General features: G+C 45.0%; 12 protein-coding genes. 8 read left to right on the plus strand and 4 right to left on the minus strand.

Features of this window, described 5'->3' with window-relative positions; genetic code table 11:
• Positions 1-3: 3 nt before the first annotated feature.
• From QLG00_RS07295 to QLG00_RS07305, 3 genes are read left to right on the plus strand one after another with little or no spacing between them, the layout of a single operon-like run.
• Entirely contained in the window at positions 4-630 is a 627-nt protein-coding gene (locus QLG00_RS07295) for a hypothetical protein (protein ID WP_282470720.1), read from the plus strand.
• A 12-nt stretch (positions 631-642) separates the two neighbouring features.
• The gene (locus QLG00_RS07300; RefSeq protein WP_282470721.1) at positions 643-2,898 is read left to right on the plus strand and encodes a DUF6160 family protein; all 2,256 of its coding nucleotides are present in this window, start codon (positions 643-645) and stop codon (positions 2,896-2,898) included.
• Positions 2,899-2,913: 15 nt separating this feature from the next.
• The gene (locus QLG00_RS07305) at positions 2,914-4,023 is read left to right on the plus strand and encodes a hypothetical protein (RefSeq protein WP_282470722.1); all 1,110 of its coding nucleotides are present in this window, start codon (positions 2,914-2,916) and stop codon (positions 4,021-4,023) included.
• A gap of 51 nt (positions 4,024-4,074) precedes the next feature.
• Here the strand turns inward: QLG00_RS07305 and QLG00_RS07310 are convergent, their stop codons facing one another.
• From QLG00_RS07310 to QLG00_RS07325, 4 genes are all read right to left on the minus strand, one after another.
• Positions 4,075-5,787 carry a proline--tRNA ligase gene (locus QLG00_RS07310; protein ID WP_104124676.1) on the minus strand — a complete coding sequence of 571 codons (1,713 nt, stop codon included), beginning with the start codon at positions 5,785-5,787 and terminating at the stop codon, positions 4,075-4,077.
• A 102-nt stretch (positions 5,788-5,889) separates the two neighbouring features.
• A complete protein-coding gene (locus QLG00_RS07315) occupies positions 5,890-8,991 on the minus strand; it encodes an efflux RND transporter permease subunit (RefSeq protein WP_282470723.1) in 3,102 nt (1,033 codons plus the stop codon).
• A gap of 16 nt (positions 8,992-9,007) precedes the next feature.
• Positions 9,008-10,114, minus strand: coding sequence for an efflux RND transporter periplasmic adaptor subunit (locus QLG00_RS07320; protein WP_282470724.1), 1,107 nt, complete (start codon positions 10,112-10,114; stop codon positions 9,008-9,010).
• A gap of 58 nt (positions 10,115-10,172) precedes the next feature.
• Positions 10,173-10,814 carry a hypothetical protein gene (locus QLG00_RS07325; protein WP_004935172.1) on the minus strand — a complete coding sequence of 214 codons (642 nt, stop codon included), beginning with the start codon at positions 10,812-10,814 and terminating at the stop codon, positions 10,173-10,175.
• Positions 10,815-11,054: 240 nt separating this feature from the next.
• On the opposite strand from QLG00_RS07325, the gene pilG reads away from it, so the two are divergent.
• The 5 genes from pilG to QLG00_RS07350 all read left to right on the plus strand — a co-directional run bounded on the left by pilG (position 11,055) and on the right by QLG00_RS07350 (position 18,221).
• On the plus strand, positions 11,055-11,438 hold the full coding sequence (gene pilG, locus QLG00_RS07330; RefSeq protein ID WP_282470725.1) for a twitching motility response regulator PilG: 384 nt from the start codon (positions 11,055-11,057) through the stop codon (positions 11,436-11,438).
• Between the two features lie 26 nt (positions 11,439-11,464).
• A complete protein-coding gene (locus QLG00_RS07335) occupies positions 11,465-11,836 on the plus strand; it encodes a response regulator (RefSeq protein ID WP_004935180.1) in 372 nt (123 codons plus the stop codon).
• 1 nt (position 11,837) lies between these two features.
• Entirely contained in the window at positions 11,838-12,368 is a 531-nt protein-coding gene (locus QLG00_RS07340; protein ID WP_282470726.1) for a chemotaxis protein CheW, read from the plus strand.
• Positions 12,369-12,409: 41 nt separating this feature from the next.
• Positions 12,410-13,864, plus strand: a complete 1,455-nt coding sequence (locus QLG00_RS07345) for a hypothetical protein (RefSeq protein ID WP_282470727.1) — start codon at positions 12,410-12,412, stop codon at positions 13,862-13,864.
• A gap of 67 nt (positions 13,865-13,931) precedes the next feature.
• Positions 13,932-18,221, plus strand: a complete 4,290-nt coding sequence (locus QLG00_RS07350) for an Hpt domain-containing protein (protein ID WP_282470728.1) — start codon at positions 13,932-13,934, stop codon at positions 18,219-18,221.
• Positions 18,222-18,236: the final 15 nt, after the last annotated feature.

An 18,236-nucleotide genomic window follows, 5' to 3' on the forward strand; every position in this document is an offset into this window, starting at 1 on the left:
AGCATGAAAATTCATCGTCTCGGTTTAATGGGCGTACTACTGATCAGCAGCATGGTATATGCCGATCCATCAGGTTTAAAAGCATTGAGCAATCAGGAGCTAAGTCAGGTTCAGGGCCAAGGTGGGGCCGATTTAAGCCTATCTTTGTCACTCAATCAGGCCGTTCCGACAGGTAGCGGTTTGTCTAATACCTATGCCTGCGCCAATGGCGCAAATCAGTATTGTCGTTTAGCCTTGGCATTTAATAATCGTCAGGATCAAAACGGCAATTTATATTGGCTGGTCTTTAAAAAAATTCAGGGCACTTTGGCGATCGATAAGTTTCAGCTCGATGGCACAACGGTGACGGTGAATACCAATCAATATCGCTCTGCGCTCAAACTGACTTTTTTAGATGAATATCCGATCCAGATTCGTAATCTGGGTTTTGAGGCACTTTCGATTGAAACCGATACAGGAATAGCAGACAGCCAAAAAGGGTATTTAAGTACCTTTGTGCCGTCTACTTATACTGGTTTTGACCAAGGATTGGAGCGTGGTTTTGTGGGGGTGAACATCAATGCGAATCTGGCATTGTCAGGTTCGGTTAAGGTGTTTAGCTGTAACGGTTCAGCGACCTCACGGTGTTAAAGGGACAGATAAATGAATAAAAATAAAACGCGTTTAACTGTGCTGATGCTGAGTATTTTAACTGCACAATATACCGTTGCAATGGAAGCACTCTCAGATCAAAACCTCAGAGAGGTATCGGGTAAAGATGGCCTGACCGTGCAACTTCAAACCGATAAAGTCACAGCCAACCAGATTAACTGGAAAGACAATACCACGTTTGCAGATGGCAGTTCTGGCAACTTAAATTTGTCTTTAAATAATTTGGCGATTACACAACTGGGCAGTCAGGCTGTGGGCGGTACCATCAAATTCGATGTAGGTACAACCTCCACCAATAAAGCCGGAATTCGCCTCGAAGCTGCGCTCAATCCATCGCAAATACATATTGCCGATATCAAAGTTTGCTCCGATGTTGCCAATACAGCCAATTGCTCCGATGCCAGCAGTCAAAGCTTGGGGGCGCTGACGATTAAAGATCGGGACGGCACTAAATTTTTACTACAAACCGCGAATGGGCTGTTCAATGCGCAAGAGCTGGGTTATCTGGAATTTGGTCTGCAAAATGCCAATATTTTTTATAGTCTAAAAAATAGCGCAGCGGTGAACCAACTGGTTTTAAAAGATTTTAATTTTAATTTTAAAGGCTCGGGTTATATGTATCTCGATCCTGTCAAAGGCTTTGTGCTTTCAACCAACGCGCAAGGCACAACAGGTTCAACCAATCAGATCATGCTAGACCGTGTAGCCGATTTGGACAATACAGGCAAAACCAAACCGGGTTTCAACGTCGACTTGCGTTATAAAGCCAATGTAGGCACAGACCCAGCAGCGTATGCCGCGCAAAATGATGACAGCACAGTTAAACCGATTTTACGTTTGGGGGCATCGGGTGCACTGCGTGATGCAGAGATTTCTGTCAATGCGGCACGACCAACTTTAGGTGGGGCACAAATTGGTACTGCAACTGCCAGCTCAGATATGACCGGATCGACCGGCGTGCATGTGGCCATGAAAGCCAGTTTTACGCCAGATGTGAAAGACAGTAACGGACAAGTCACCACACAGGGCACACGGCTTGAGCTCGGGGGCACCGGAAAAAACAGCTATGCCATCGAATTTGGGAACCTCACGCCGTTACAGATCCGTCAGGGCATTGCCGCAGGTTCGAGCAATCTGGCACTGAATCAGAATTTGGCACAAATCAATTTTGGTGATTTATATATCAATGCCGTGAAAACCCAATCGATGGAATTTCAGATTAGTTCCACCATAGCGGCGCTGTTGGGTCGGCAGGCCGGGATTTATCGGCATAATCTGTATGAGTCGAGTGTCACATCGAATCCCAATATCTTAAGTTTGGCCATTCGGGGTATGGAGTTTCAAGCCATCGCGCGCAGTGCACGCTTTATTGCCGACAACAGCAACGACAGTGCCAATCAAATCAATAATCAAACCGCGACATGGGGCTTAGGTTTGCCCATTTATAACTTAAATGCAAACTTAGGCATCTATGGCACTACTTATGGCACAAATAAAGATAAGCAAGGCATTGGTTTTGGTTTAGCTTTATCTACTCAAGGGCGTAATACTGATGGTAGTAAAACCACATCGGTGATGTTGATTGATGGTGCTAAAAATGCGAACAGTGGTGAAGAAGTTAACTACTATGCTGGTTTGCGCAATATTGATTTGTTTCTAGATACCAACGGAAGTATTGGCTTTGAGCAAAATGGTATCGCGCTTGATTTAACGAAACTTATTATTGCCTTAAATGCCGAACTGGCTTTAGGGCAATTGCCTGGTAGTCGTTATAATATTGCCGCATGTAATACCAGTACATCGGTCGCTTGCTTTGTGCCTTCAAATAATTTCACCCAAAACTCAGATGTGCTTTTTGCAATTGGATTACGTCTGGATGGAACTGCATCGTTAATGCTGATTCCGGGCGCCGCCTCAGATCTGACCTTAAAAGGAAATGTGAATTTACTGGCTTCAGCCAGTAACGAAAATCGCAATTACATCCATATTGTCGATCCAAGTACGAATGCGGCGCTGGGTCTAGATAAAATCTCGGGAAATTTGAATCTAAATACGAATCTGAAACTCACCAAAGATACGTTTGTGGTGGCCAATCAAGTGGATCTCAATCCATCTCAAACACCATCACAGGTGCTCAAAGCCAATCTTAATTTTTATCCGACGGCTGCCTCCACAGGTCAGCAACTTGGACAAATGGTGATTACGGGCGGAACCATTCGTAGCAGTATTGGGATTACACCACGGTAATCAAGGAAGATCATGATGAAACAGCTAAAAGCCATCTTACTGACAGCCGCGGGACTATGTTTGACGCAGGCTGCATTTGCAGATCGTTTGACCTCTTTAGATGATCAGCAAATGTCTGAAGTCACCGGACAGGCATTGCTTAATTTAAACTATGTTGCACCTGGCGGATCTAACCCCAACGGAAACATGGGATTTTATCGATTGGGATTAGAAGCTCAACTTGAACTCAATGCCAATATTAAGAAATTGCAATTGGGCTGTGGTGGTGTAAAAGGAACTGGATGTGATATTGATATTGATAATATCGCACTGACCGGAATCACCAGCTCAACCGCGCAAGGGGCCGGAGTAGGGACAGACTTTAAACTCACCAATCCGTTTATTGAGTTTGCGATTCAAAATCCAGACTCTGCTGCCACACGAACCATTACAGGATTTCGTTTAGGGGCACTTTCGGCGCTGGGGATTATGAATATTGGCTCAAATGGTGACTTAAATACGCTTGCAGATGATACTGGAATCAATTCATTAAGCGGAGATATTGGCGTACGCGTAACCAATGCAAATTTAACCAATGTGCATGCTTGTACTTTAGGAGTAAGTTCTTCGGGAAATTCATGTAATGGTGGAAATCTGCCATTAATACAATTAAATGGAACGGCAAAAGTAGATGATTATAGTACAACATTAATCAATAACCGAAATTCAACTTTTAGTTTAACCAAACTGACGGCTCAGGCTTCAGCATCTTTGCTTGGCTTAAAATTAACCAATGTGAATATGAACGATATTCCCTATAGAACAGTACACCAGCTACTGGTGGCTGATACGGATTCGAATGGGAATTTGATCGCGACCAGTAATGCTTATATTTCTTCACAAAGTAAAGATATACGTTGGCAAAATGTCAGTGACCAAACATGGAGTAATAATGCAGCACAGAAAGGTTGGTGGATCTCGATTCCACAAACTCAATTTAATAATTTGAATATCACTCAAGATGTCTATTTAAATGCACTTGGTGCTGTTTCTGGCGCTCTTTTAGGAACACCGGTGAATTTGGCGCCTGTCGATTTGGGTCAAATGCCGATTAGTAACTGTTATGGAAATTTGAAGTTTTGTTAGTCAATTCATAAAAAAAGCAGGTATCAAACCTGCTTTTTTAATTTGAGTCGCTTATTTAAGTTTTGCCATGAGCTCGTCTTTGGTTAAGTTAACAGACTCAGCATCGGTACGGCCTTTATATTCAAAGGTTCCTGCATCCAAGCCTTTTTCACCAATCACAATACGATGTGGAATACCGGTTAGCTCCAGATCAGAGAATTTCACGCCTGGACGCTCATTACGGTCATCAAGCAAAACATCATAGCCTTGCGCTTGCAATTCTGCATAAAGTGCTTCAGCAGCTTCAAGCGTTTTTGGTGATTTATGCGCATTCATCGGCACAATTGCAATCTCAAAAGGCGCAATTGCAGATGGCCAGATAATGCCTTTTTCATCGTAATTTTGCTCAATGGCAGAAGCCACAACACGAGTGACACCAATACCATAACAGCCCATGGTCACAACCAGTGGCTTACCGTCATCGCCCAGAACCGTACAATTCAGCGCTTCAGAATACTTCTGACCTAACTGGAAGATGTGCCCGACTTCAATACCACGTTTGATTTGTAGTACACCTTGACCATCTGGAGATGGATCACCATCCACGACATTACGAAGGTCATAAACCTCGGTATAAGTTGCATCACGCTCCCAGTTTACACCAGTGGCATGTTTGTCGGCTTCGTTAGCACCAGCAATAAAATCTGACAGGACTGACGCTGCGCGATCGACAATCACGGTCAGGCCTTTTTCAAGCAATCCTTGTGGGCCGACATAACCTGCGGTCAAACCAAGTTGTTGTAATTGTGCCTCAGTTGCAAACGTCAGCGGTGCTGCAATAAGCGGATGATGCTCTGCCTTGATTTCGTTGAGTTCGTGATCGCCACGCAAAAATAGCGCGATCACAGGGACATCGCCTTTTTCATCGGCATTGCCTTGCACCAACAACGCTTTTACTGATTGTTTCGGATCAGCGTTTAAGAAGGCACAAACATCAGCAATGGTTTTCTGATTTGGTGTTTCTACAATGCTCAAGGCTTGAGTAGGAGCGGCACGCTCACCCACCAAAATCGCCTCTGCCTTTTCTACATTGGCTGCATAATCAGATTCGCTCGAAAATACGATATCGTCTTCACCGCTATCGGCAAGCACATGGAACTCATGCGAACCTGAACCGCCAATCGAGCCTGTATCGGCCTGCACAGGGCGGAAATCTAAACCTAAACGGGTAAAGATACGGCAGTAGGTGTCGTACATGTTGTCGTAGGTTTCTTGCAATGAAGCTTGATCGACATGAAACGAGTACGCATCTTTCATGATAAATTCACGTGAACGCATCACACCAAAGCGTGGACGAATCTCGTCACGGAATTTGGTCTGAATTTGATAAAAGTTCATTGGCAATTGCTTATAACTTTTCAGTTCAGTGCGAGCCAAGTCGGTAATGACTTCTTCATGAGTTGGCCCAAGTACAAAGGGATTGTCATGACGATCGTTAAAACGTAAAAGCTCCGGGCCGTATTGCACATAACGGCCTGATTCTTCCCACAAGCCCGCAGGTTGAGTGACGGGCATAAAGACTTCAAGCGCGCCTGAACGATTCATTTCTTCACGCACAATCGCTTCTACTTTATTTAATACGCGTACGCCCATCGGCAACCAAGTATATAAACCTGAAGCCAATTTACGAATCATCCCGGCTCGAAGCATGAGCTGATGCGAAATCACTTCGGCATCGTTTGGGGTTTCTCTTAACGTTGCAAATAAAAAGCGGCTTGCGCGCATGGAAACAGTCCTAAAAATGGGCTCTTAAACAGAGCACGATAAAAACACCAGATTATAATAAAAAATGAGATGAAGATTTCATCTCATTTCGTAAAAAACAGATTATGACATTAATTTGCGGCTTTGGCGTAACAAGAAATTTTTCAAATCATCCAAATAGGTGAAAATCACGGGCACCACCACCAAGGTGAGTAGGGTCGAGGTGATCACGCCACCAATCACCGCATGCGCCATAGGAGCACTTTGTTCGCCGCCTTCACCCAAACCCAATGCCAGTGGCACCATACCCATCACCATCGCGCTCGTGGTCATTAAAATGGGACGCAAGCGCGTCTTGCCTGCCTGTAAAATTGCATCAAAACGAGTTTCACCACGCTCCATGGCTTTTTTAATGAAATCAATCAGCAAGATCGCATTCTTGGTGACCAGCCCCATCAGCATAATGATTCCGATAATCGAAAACAGGTTTAAGGTACTGTTAAATAAAAACAGCGCAAGAAACACACCAATCAATGACAGTGGCAATGAGGCCATAATGGCCGCCGGATGGATAAAGCTGTTGAACTGCGAGCCGAGTACAATATAAATAAAAATAATCGACAAGCTAATTGCAGTCAGCGCATATCCTGCCGACTCGGCCATATCGGCATTGGCACCTTGCGTATCGAAGCTATAGCCGGCTGGCAATTTAAAGTTCTGTTGCAGTTGCTGGATATCTTTACCAATATCTCCCGATGGTCGTCCTGAGGTATTGGCCTCGACCAGTACTTCACGTGACAAGTCGCGGCGATTAATTTGTGCGGCACCGAGGGTTTGCTCAAACGAAGCAACAGATGCCAGTGGAATTAACACAGGCTGATTGTTGGCATCGGTTTTATTCGAGCTTAAATACAGATTTTCCAGATCGCTTGGGCGTGCACGATTGGCTTCGGCCAGTCGTAAATTCACATCGTAAGTTTCACCGCGCTCATCTTCCCATGTGGTGACATTCTCACCTGCAATTAAGGGGCGCAGTGCGCTCGCGATCTGATTGACCGAAAGCCCTAAATCACTTGCCAGTACCCGATTGATCTGAATAGACAACGTTGGTTTGGGTGCTTTAAGTGAACTTTCCAGATCGACCACGCCATTGATTTTCTTCATTTCAACCATAAACCGATCTGAGATACGCTGTAACTCGTCCAGATCTGGGCCTTTAATTGAAATCATGATGGGCTTTTGTCCGCCCGAAACCGTTTCATCGGCAGAAGCCACGGAGGTCACGGTAATGCCTGCCACCGACTGTAAGCGTTTGCGAAAGATGTTGTTGATTTCGGTTAGGCTTTGCTGACGTTGCTGTCGTGGCGTCACCGTGACGCGAAGCGTCGCATGGTTTTTACCCCGATCGGTGACGCCATTAATCACGCCGTAGGTCGATTTTACAAAGCCAAACGTATTGACGATTTTTGTGACCTGATCCAGCTTGGCCTGTGTATATTCTAAAGAGGCATCGACAGGCGTTTCAAACTTGATTCGCACTTCACCTTTATCGGGCGTGGGTACAAATTCGGTACCAATCAGCTTGGACAAGCCCAGCGCTCCGACCAGAGAAGCAATCGCGATCAGGAGGGTGATTAGACGAAAACGCAGTGCAAGCTTGAGAACACGCTCATAAACATGGGTAAGTTTATCGAGTTCTTTAGAAATCCAGTTAAAAAAGCGTTTGATTCGGCCTGGTGGGCGGTTACGCGGTTTTTCTTTCCAGTATGCAGAGAGCATCGGATCGAGAGTAAAACTGACAAACATCGAGATCAGAACCGCGGTGCTGACCGTCACGCCAAATTGATAAAAGAAACGTCCGATAATACCGCCCATAAATGCCACAGGTAAAAACACGGCCACAATCGTGAGTGTGGTGGCCAGTACGGCCAGCCCAATTTCTTTTGTGCCATCTAATGCCGCGGTAACATGGTCTTTACCCATTTCGGCATGGCGTACAATATTTTCCCGAACCACAATGGCATCGTCAATCAGCAAGCCAATACACAAGGACAAGGCCAGCAAGGTCATCATGTTGATGCTAAAACCAAATGCCCAGATAAAGGTGAGGGTACCCAGTAAGGCAATCGGAAGTGTTAAACCTGTAATAACGGTGGAGCGAAAAGAACCTAAAAACAGCAATACAATCAAAACGGCCAGTAAGGCACCTTCGATGATGGTACGTGCAACGTCCTTAATTGAAGCGCGGATACTTTTTGAAGTATCGACAACCACATGCAAACTTGCGCCTTTGGGAAGCTGTGCCTTGATTTTATCGAGCACTTTGTAGGTGTTATCGACCACCTGAATCACGTTTGCATCTGAGCTTCTTAAAATATCTACCGAAACAGCAGTTTTACCGTTTTGAAAGGCGCCCGTTTCCAGCTCGGCCTGTGTGTCTTCAACCTCAGCAATTTGCTTTAAATAAATCGGTACGCCGTTTTTATTGGCGACCACCAAATTACCAAAGCCATAGGGCTGAATCACTTTGGACTGAATCTCAATGACCAGTTCCTGATTCGGCTGCTTTAAACTGCCGCCCGGAATTTCTACATTTTCATTTTTAAGGGTATTGATGACCTGATCAATCCCAATCGCGTAGCTTTGCATTTTTTGCGGATTGACCACAATGCGTACTTGCCGTTTGGCATCGCCCAGCAGACTGACTGTACCCACACCAGGAATGGTACGTAACTGCGGTAAAATCCGCTGATCGATGTAAGAGCTAAAATCACGAAGTGACATTGAGTTGGTTTCAAAGACCACCGACATAATCGCGCTGCTGGCTGGATCATAGCGTTCGACCACTGGGTCTTCAATTTCGTCACGAAAATTAGCTTTTGCCACCGCAATTTTATCGCGCACATCTTGCGCTGCAACGCTCGATGCCACATCCAGATTGAACTCTGCCACAATCATGGATAATCCCTCACTCGATTGCGAGGTGATCTGTTTTAGGCCCGAAATGGTATTGATCTGGTCTTCAAGTTTTTTGGTAATTTCAGATTCAACGGCTTCAGGAGAGGCGCCGGGATAGTTGGTATATACCACCACAAACGGGAAATCGACATCGGGAAATTCTTCTACTCCCATTCGTTGCCACGAAGCCAGCCCTAATACCATCAGACTGAGCATCATCATAATGGTAAAGACGGGATATTTGACGCTGATTCGGGTTAACCACATAGACTCAATCCTGATGTTAATTGCCAGAAATGCGCACGGCCTTGTTGTCATCGCTATTTTCAAATGCGATTCGGCTCACGCGATCTCCCGGTTGTAATCCCTGAACGATGGCAACATCATCAGTGAAGCGTTTTTCTAAAAGTTTAATGGCCACTTTATGCAGCTTTTGCTGACGAACCACCCAGACATATGGCTGTTGATCCATACTCTGAATACTATTGAGTGGAATAATCTGCCCCGATATCTGATCCTGGCTATAAATAAAACCTTCTACAAATGCACCAATACTGAGTGAGCGAATCGGGCTGCTCGGTTGTGCAAAAAATTCGATTTGACGACTGACCTGATCGGCCACAGGCGAAATTCGGCTTAAACGTGCCTCTTGCACCGTGCGCTCACCTTGAATGTTAAAGCTTATTTTTTTCCCTACTGCCAATGCGGATTGTTGTTCGATTGGCAATTTTCCTTGAATTTCTAACTGAGCTGGATCGACAATTTCAAACAGCGTACTGCCCGCCGCAACGGTTTGACCTGGTTCTACTTGACGCTTGGTAATCACCCCTGAAAGCGGGCTGCGAATGATGCCATCTAAATTGGCTTTTTCGGCGATATCGACATTGGCACGCTGTGCATTCACCGTCTCTAATTGTGCTTTGTAATCAACTTCACTTTGTTCGTATTCCACGCGTGAAATAAAACCTTGATCAAGCAGACGCTTTTTTCGTTGCATCAGATTTTTGGCCAAATCTGCTTGTGCCCGAGCCGACGCAAGATTGGCACGTGCTTGGGAAAGCCGTGCCGCATTGTCCTGATTGTCAAGACGCACCAATATCTGCCCTTTAGTCACCGACTGTCCAACATTCACATTGACCTGTGTGGCGGTTGCGGTCACTTGTGCCTGTACCGAACTTTGATTGACAGCCCGAATGGTTCCGATAAATGCCGTTTTCTGTTCGATTTGACCGGATTTGACCGCCACCAGATCGGCACCAATTAACTCAATTGCTGCAGTATTGGCTGATTGCTGTGAGCTTTCGGCGGCATCTTTTTGACTGCATGCTGCGACCATTAAACTCATACTGAGTATGGTCGCTTTCGAAAGAACCAGAAGGGTGCTACGCATGCAGTGTTATCCTTTAAATAATGTGATGTTGTGTCGACTTTGCCACCGATTATAACGGTTATTCCATTTTTTTTAAGCGTGCAATCACATCTGCATAATGGATTTGAGTGCTGTTATAGTTGTCTTGCATTTGCTTCAGCATCGCCTTGCTGGCGAGGATCTGTTGCTGGTTTTGTAACATGTGTTCGCGTACCGATACCGGTATGTTTTGCCCTTTTCTTATATATTGATTTTCCTGATTTTTATACATCACTCGATCATTTTGTTGCTGTTTGAGCTGTTCTTGCTGAAATGCGATCTGTTTTTTGATGCTATTTAAAGATTCATCGCGTTTCATCGTGGCAATTTTACTGTTGCCATAGGCACGTTTGAGTTTGAGATCATATTGTTGTTGTCGTGCTTGTGATTCATATCTGGCTTGAGTTTTGGCGTCTCGGTCGCCATTCCATGCGGGCGTCTTCGCAATCACTTGCATATTTTGATCGAGCGACTCATATCCATAGCGAATATGTGCTGGCGTTACGTTGGCGCTGATATTGGCAGTGCCACGCGAATCATAATAGCGATACCATTTGGCATGAATCTCGCCTGCACATCCAAGCAGATAGAAGAACATGAGTAAAATGAATAACGTTACTTGTTTACCCAACTGAAAGGGCTGTCGCCGCACAGCAGGCGCAAATTCTATGGATTGAACCATGTGCTTCTCCCCAATAAAATTAGATTAATTTTTTTTGAATCATAATCTTGGTATATTAAGATGGATTTATACGCTGTAAATCCACGGGTTTTATCGTTTTAGTTTAGCGTAAATTGAGATAAATGAAAAAAAGATGTTCTAGTGGATCAATTGAAAACAAGACTTTAACTATGTAAAAATGCCATGACACTTGATAACAGATTAGTTTGCCTGAATTGGGCATTTGAAAAGGACGAATGAATGGAAGATGCACCCAAAGCAATTAAAATTATGGTGATTGATGATTCAAAAACCATTCGTCGTACTGCTGAAACGCTGCTGCAAAAAGAAGGCTATACCGTGGTCACGGCGACAGACGGCTTTGAAGCATTATCAAAAATAGCACAGACCAATCCCGATATTATTTTTGTGGATATTATGATGCCACGCCTAGATGGATATCAAACCTGTGCGCTGATTAAAAATTCACAAAATTACCAGCATATTCCCGTAATTATGCTTTCAAGTAAAGATGGATTATTTGATCAGGCCAAAGGGCGTATCGTGGGCTCCGATGAATACCTGATCAAGCCATTTAGTAAAGATGAATTGTTAAGCGCAATTCGTAATCATGTCATTGTTTAATTCCAATAAATAAATTTGAGGTCATTATGGCGCGTATATTGATCGTTGATGATTCACCCACCGAGACGTATCGGTTTCGTGAAATATTGACCCGACACGGTTATCAAGTGCTTGAAGCCACCAATGGTGCAGATGGTGTGACGCTGGCTCAGGCCGAACAGCCGAATCTGGTGCTGATGGATGTAGTAATGCCGGGTGTGAATGGTTTTCAAGCCACCCGTCAGATTTGCCGTGGCGAAAGCACCAAGCATATTCCAGTGGTGATTGTGAGTACCAAAGATCAGGCCACAGATCGAATTTGGGGTAAGCGTCAGGGCGCCAAAGAGTATTTGACCAAACCCATTGATGAAAATCAGCTGATCGACGTGATTCAGCAATATATTCTGTCAGATTCGTAACATGGCTCAGAGCAGCGATATACATTTGGCGGCATATACGCCAGATGATTTGAGCGTACAGCATGAGTCGATTGAGCAGGCAGAACGCTGGACAGGTATCGCATTTGAATTGATGGGGCATTATTTCGTTGCGCCATTAGGGGAAGTCACTGAAGTCATTCATCCGCCAAGTTATACCCGTGTTCCCAATACACAGCCTTGGCTAAAAGGTTTGGCAAATATTCGCGGGCGATTGCTGGCCGTATCGAGTTTGTCTGAGTTTATTTCTAAACAGAATTATCAGGAACACACACAACATAAAGTGATGTGTATCAGCCACAATCAACATTATATCGGGCTGATTGTCGATCAGGTATTTGGTGTACAGCATTTTAATAAAACGCATTATTTTTCGCATCAGCATGATCTTGGCGTGATGTTTCAGCCGTATTGTCGCGGCTATTTTCAACAGTATCAGCAGCGCTGGCATATTTTTTTATTGAGTCAATTATTAGGCAATCACGATTTTATGAATGCCTCGCAGCACCATTAATACAAATTTTAAACGGTGTTGTGATCATGAGGGGTGGGGATATGACGTGGATCGCAAGCGTCAAAAACAGACGTATTGAGTCAGATCACCACCGATGGAGTGGATGGTTTAAAGCAGATCATTTTTCCAATCGGTTTGAATCGCCGCAGCAGTTACAGCGTTTGCTCCTGCTTATGCTGTTGATGACGACGATTCTACTCGTTTCGAGCATTTTTCTGATTCAGCACATGCAAAAACGGCATCATGTCGATCAAAAAATGATGGCATTGACCATACTCAATCAGCAGTTTATGTCTGAATCACTGGAAATTTTACGGTCAGATTCACTGCAAAACCGTAAAAATTTAAGCGCGACGCATCAACAGTTTCAAAACGATCTCGCAGAAATTGCATCAGATACCTCGGCTTATCAGCGTGTCATGACCGATTGGCAGGCATTGTCACACAGTATTGAGAGAATTCAAGCCGATCCTGATCTTGCCAGACAAGTTCAGTTTTTACATTTATCGATGCAGCTTTCGATGCCCGAAATACAATCGAATTATGCGCAGCTAATCGAGTTATTGCAGCATCAACCTGCTGATATCGGGCATTTAAAACTGGCCCAGCAACAAGAGCAGAGCGCATCACAGCTTTTAAAATGGGGACATTCTCCCATTTTACCTGAGCAGGCCACACCGCAAACGGTGCATGATTTTATTGAAGATACCCAGCAGTTTAGAGCTGGTATTCTGCGACAGCTTCTTGGCGATCCCGTGCAGGGCTTAAATGCTGTGCAAGATCCGCTACAGCGAGCTTTGCTGCAAGATATTCAACTTGAATTTGATAGCGCATTACAGCCTAAAATTGAGCGCGTTTTATTGCAACCTGATCAGGTGGAGCAGCTTTGGCAGGCTTATTGGCAGTTACCCAAACAATCTGAGCAATTATTACAGTCGCTAGATCGCTTGGCAAAAAGTCAAAACAATATGTTTGCCATACTCTTGATCAGTGTGGTTGTGATTGCATTACTCGGATTGGCTTACGCGACTTGGCAGTTGATGCGTTTATCGATGCGAAAGGTTGCTGATACAGCACAGCAGTTCGAAAGTGCTTATGAAACCAGTCAGCATCAGCACGCAATCTTGCGCTTACTCAATGAGATCAGTGATTTCGCCGAGGGTGATTTAAGGCGGCAAGCGACTGTTTCTGAGGATTTTACCGGTACAATTGCAGATGCCCTGAACCTGATGTTGCAGCAATACCGACATTTGATTGATTCGGTACAACGGTCTGTAACGGAGCTAGATCAGGCACGTCTCACCTTACTGCAAGTTGAACAGATCGCAACGCACCTTACGCACCACGTGCAACACAGCGTTCAAACAGATACAACAGAAATGAGTGGTTGTGATGCCAAAGGACAGCAGCTCGGATTGTATCTTCAGCAGTTGAATGCGATCATTAAAGAATTAGAGCTGGCAATTTCTGGTTATCAACTAGAGATGACCGAATAAAAAAGAATTGATTAAGGGGATCAAAACAGCGCATGAAGATTGGGGTTGCTGAGCGCAGCATTCGGATATGGACACCGCATTAAATACGCGTCTGGCGGCGCTGACCTTGCCTGAAGATCAATATCTGGATCAGGATCAGGAGATTCTTGACGTTTTTATTGAAGAGCTCGAAGAGGTGTTTAGTGCATTGGAGCGCCTGATTCAGGCTTGGCATACGACGCCTGACGATCAAGCCTTGTTGCAAGAAATCTGTCGGCACTTTAATAATTTAAAAGGTACGGGCCGGATGGTGGGGGCCAATGCGTCGAGTGAAATTGCATGGATGGTGGAGGAAACCCTCACACGAATTCTCAACTCAATTTTACCTACTACACTCCCGATTCAGCAGTATGTGGCTCAGGTTTATCGGCTTTATCAAGATGAACTGATTGAGGATTTTAAACAACGCCAGCCACATCGTGTCGATTTACGGCCCTATGCATTTATTGGGTCACAGTTACAACTCAATCTCGAGATAGAACCTGCGCTGATGACTCTGCTCATGAGAGCATCTCAGACAGCTGATGAATTGGAACTCGCGCCAACTAACAGCGTCAAACTAAATGAATCTATTGTCATTTTTCTAGAAGAAATCTCGGTTTATGTTGCAGATATCCATCATTTTTTAGCAAACTCAGCCCCTTCGGATGATGACTTTAACCGACTGTTACGTGCCTTGCATACCATACGTGGTAGCTCATCCATGGCCTGTATCGATGCGATTTTTGATGCCAGTACAGCACTTGAAAGCACAATCAAGCAGAGATTACTTCAGCATGGAGCACTACTCTCTACCGAGCAGGCTTTGCTTGGTCAGTATCTGGAATTTATTACACAGGCGGTGCACAACATTCAGCATGGCTTAGAGGCCAAGATGCTTCAACCACTACTGAATATCTTTTTAGATCAGTATCAGCTTTATCAGCATCAGCTCGAATCGACTGCTGCACATGAGTTACAGCTTAATGGCGGTGTGGTAGCGGCCTTACTCGCACTTGAAATTGATGATTTGCTCGATGCCGAATTTGAGTTTCAAGATCGTATACGGCACCAGTCGGTCGATTATATTGTGATTTTACAGGAACAGGCCGCAAGCCTATACGCTGCGACCGATACAGACCGAACACGTGTTTTGCATATTTTTACCCAGCATTTGCAATCGGTTTATCAAGAACTCATCGGAATCACGAGTAGTGATTTTCCTCAAAGCCTATATGATGCATTCCAGCCAGTGCATACCGCATTTGTGGGGCTGTTTGATAGTTTGGCTGCGGCACAGCACATTAGTTCTTTTACACCGTATCAGGTGCTGTTTGATCAGCTCAATCGAGAAATCAAGCCATTTAAACCGCTTGATTTGGAAGAATTTGCTTCTCAAAGTGTAACGACTCAACATGGTGACATCAGTACCGATTCAGTACTTAATCTCGACATGCGACTGATGTCTTATTTGGCAGAAGATCGTCAGCTTGTGCTGGCACAGCCGTTACAGGTCGATGACAGTTTGCTGGAAATTTTCCTTGAAGAGAGTGAAGAACTACTGGCAGGCGTCGAAACCGAGCTGACGCTCTGGGCCGAAGCGCCACATAATTTAGATATCTTGCAACATCTGATCCGGTTTTTGCACACCTTAAAAGGGGGTGCCAATATGGTTCAGCTAAATCAGATCGGTTTGATTGCACATGAGCTGGAATCGATTTATCAACGTCTGATCTATCAGCAATTAGATGTTTCATTCGAACTGATCAAGATCATTCGAATTGTGCATGATGATCTGGCCGAACGGATTCAAAACCTGTATCAGCATGCAGTAGAGTTTCCGGTAAGTCATGTCTTGGATGTGCTTCAACATATCGAAGACTGGTTGCCGGCCGCATTCTCTGAAGCGGATTTTACTCAAAATCAAGTAATAAAGCAGGCTGGGTTAAAGCTTGACGATCAGATGAGCTTGGGTGAAGTACTGGCGTTCAATTCAGTACCCGCCGCCTCTGAGACTTTTCCGCAAACCTTGGTCGAAAAAATGTTTGTGGATGAAGCACAAGATTTGCTTTCACAGGCCGAACTCAATCTTCAGCAATGGATCAAGGAGCGTCATCAGCGTCACTTGCTGTTGGAGCTACAACGTATTTTTCATCGCTTAACGCGCAGTGCACGGCTGCTCGAACTCAAATATGTCATGGACATTACCACGCGACTTGAGATTACCTTTGAGCGGATGAATCTGCACAATTCTAAAACGAGCAGCTACGATCCATTACTTCTCAACGCCGTACAGTGGTTGAGACTGGCAATTTTTGATACGCGTTACGATCATTATCACGAACTTAAGCATCAACTTGAGCAGTTAGAACTGACCCAACCTTTGTTTCCGGTACAGTTTGAACAGATTGCCGCATCATTGTCCGAATCGGGTGCGGTTAGTCCGGGTGACGGCACAGAGCCGCCGTCTATGCATGGTGAGTGGGACACTTCCATTGCGGTTGATGAAAGCAATGAAATGATCCGTGTTTCGGCAGATCTGATTGACAAAATGATTGATCAATCTGGTGAAAACGCCATCAATCGCTCCCGAATTCAGATGGATATTGCGCAGGTCGATACCGTTTTGGGTGAAATGGAACTGGCGATTCAGCGTTTATCGCGTCAGCTTAAACATCTGGATCGGGTGTTAGATACACAATCTTTACAACAACTTTCTGGTGAACATACCGCCACGCTTGAGCCAGAGCAATATTCAAATTTTTATCATTTAAGTAAATCCTTGGCAGAATCGGCATCGGATTTACTCGATTTTCGTACCAGTTTGACCGAAAAAATTCGAGATACCGAAAGTTTACTGCTCCAGCAATCGCGAATTCAGGCCGATCTGCAAGAAAATCTGATTCGTACTCGACTGGTTCCGTTTTCGCATCTTTTACCACGCTTACAACGCACCGTCCGACAAACTGCTCTGGCGCTGAATCGACCAACTCAACTGCTGGTTCACAATACAGAAGGCGAGTTAGATCGGAGTATTCTAGAGCGTTTGGTCGTACCGCTCGAACATATGCTCCGCAATGCCATCGATCATGGTATTGAAGATCAGCAAACACGACTGAGCCAAGGTAAACCATCAATCGGGACTATTGAGCTTTCTATCCGCCGTCATGGTACTGATGTGGTCTTGCAGTTAAAAGATGATGGTCGAGGCATGGACAGCAATGCAATTGCAAACAAGGCGCAGCAACTGGGCTATTTAGACCATTTTCATACTTTAGATGACGATCAAATCTTCCAGTATATCTTTTACCCGGGGTTTTCAACGGCGTCTGCAATTACCCATATTTCGGGGCGTGGTGTTGGCCTCGATATTGTGCATAACGAAATCAAGGCACTTGGAGGTAAAATCACCGTAACTGCCCAAGCGGGTATGGGAACCACATTTAGCCTGCGTGTGCCCACCACAGTAGCGGTCAGTGATGCGCTGATGGTCAAGGTGCTTGATCAGCAATATGCCTTACCACTGGGTAAAATTGAGCGTATTGTGCGCTTATCGCCGCTGATTTTGGAACAATACTTTAATAGCCAGCAAGATCGTTTTGAGCTTGATAATACCCGCTACAAATTACGTTATCTGGGTGAATTTGTAAGTAATGTGGTCGAGCCAGACTGGTCAACCATCACAGGTGAGCTGGAGGTGTTGCTGATTCATTCCAGCACAGGGCCGCAGGTGGCGTTGCTGGTTGATCAGGTGGTCGGATCACGTGGTCAGATTGTGGTGAAACCAATCGGGCAACAGTTTAGTCAGGTTAAAGTGGTGGCGGGCGCATCGATTTTAGGCGATGGGCAAGTCTGTTTGATCTTAGATCCGATTACCATTGCAGAACAAGTCGATCAGCAGCCACGACAATATCGCCACGATACCGACCACGAGCGCGCTGTGCGTGAAGAGCGAGCCATGATCATGGTGGTGGATGATTCAGTGACGGTTCGAAAGGTCACATCACGTTTACTCGAACGCCAAGGGTACGATGTAGTAACAGCCAAAGATGGCCAAGATGCGCTAGAGAAGCTGGAGCACATTCGTCCAGATGTCATTTTACTCGACGTTGAGATGCCGCGAATGGATGGGTTCGAATTTACCCGTCGTTTACGTCAGTACAATTTACTGCAAGCTTTACCGATTATCATGATCAGCTCACGTACGGGCGAAAAATACCGCGAGATGGCACAGCAGCTTGAGGTGAACGATTATCTGGGAAAACCTTTTCAAGAGGAACAACTGCTCGCCAAAATCCAGATGCTGCTCATGCAAGCAACTAGGCAAACCGTTTTATGATCATGGCTGAAATGA

Source organism: Acinetobacter sp. V89_7 (assembly GCF_029967895.1).
GTDB classification, from domain to species: domain Bacteria; phylum Pseudomonadota; class Gammaproteobacteria; order Pseudomonadales; family Moraxellaceae; genus Acinetobacter; species Acinetobacter soli.

Excerpts from the sequence above, each read along its gene's own strand:
- QLG00_RS07295 (WP_282470720.1), top strand. The coding sequence starts at position 4 with ATGAAAATTCATCGTCTCGGTTTAATGGGCGTACTACTGATCAGCAGC.
- QLG00_RS07300 (WP_282470721.1), top strand. The coding sequence starts at position 643 with ATGAATAAAAATAAAACGCGTTTAACTGTGCTGATGCTGAGTATTTTA.
- QLG00_RS07305 (WP_282470722.1), top strand. The coding sequence starts at position 2,914 with ATGAAACAGCTAAAAGCCATCTTACTGACAGCCGCGGGACTATGTTTG.
- QLG00_RS07310 (WP_104124676.1), bottom strand. The coding sequence starts at position 5,787 with ATGCGCGCAAGCCGCTTTTTATTTGCAACGTTAAGAGAAACCCCAAAC.
- QLG00_RS07315 (WP_282470723.1), bottom strand. The coding sequence starts at position 8,991 with ATGTGGTTAACCCGAATCAGCGTCAAATATCCCGTCTTTACCATTATG.
- QLG00_RS07320 (WP_282470724.1), bottom strand. The coding sequence starts at position 10,114 with ATGCGTAGCACCCTTCTGGTTCTTTCGAAAGCGACCATACTCAGTATG.
- QLG00_RS07325 (WP_004935172.1), bottom strand. The coding sequence starts at position 10,814 with ATGGTTCAATCCATAGAATTTGCGCCTGCTGTGCGGCGACAGCCCTTT.
- pilG (WP_282470725.1), top strand. The coding sequence starts at position 11,055 with ATGGAAGATGCACCCAAAGCAATTAAAATTATGGTGATTGATGATTCA.
- QLG00_RS07335 (WP_004935180.1), top strand. The coding sequence starts at position 11,465 with ATGGCGCGTATATTGATCGTTGATGATTCACCCACCGAGACGTATCGG.
- QLG00_RS07340 (WP_282470726.1), top strand. The coding sequence starts at position 11,838 with ATGGCTCAGAGCAGCGATATACATTTGGCGGCATATACGCCAGATGAT.
- QLG00_RS07345 (WP_282470727.1), top strand. The coding sequence starts at position 12,410 with ATGACGTGGATCGCAAGCGTCAAAAACAGACGTATTGAGTCAGATCAC.
- QLG00_RS07350 (WP_282470728.1), top strand. The coding sequence starts at position 13,932 with ATGGACACCGCATTAAATACGCGTCTGGCGGCGCTGACCTTGCCTGAA.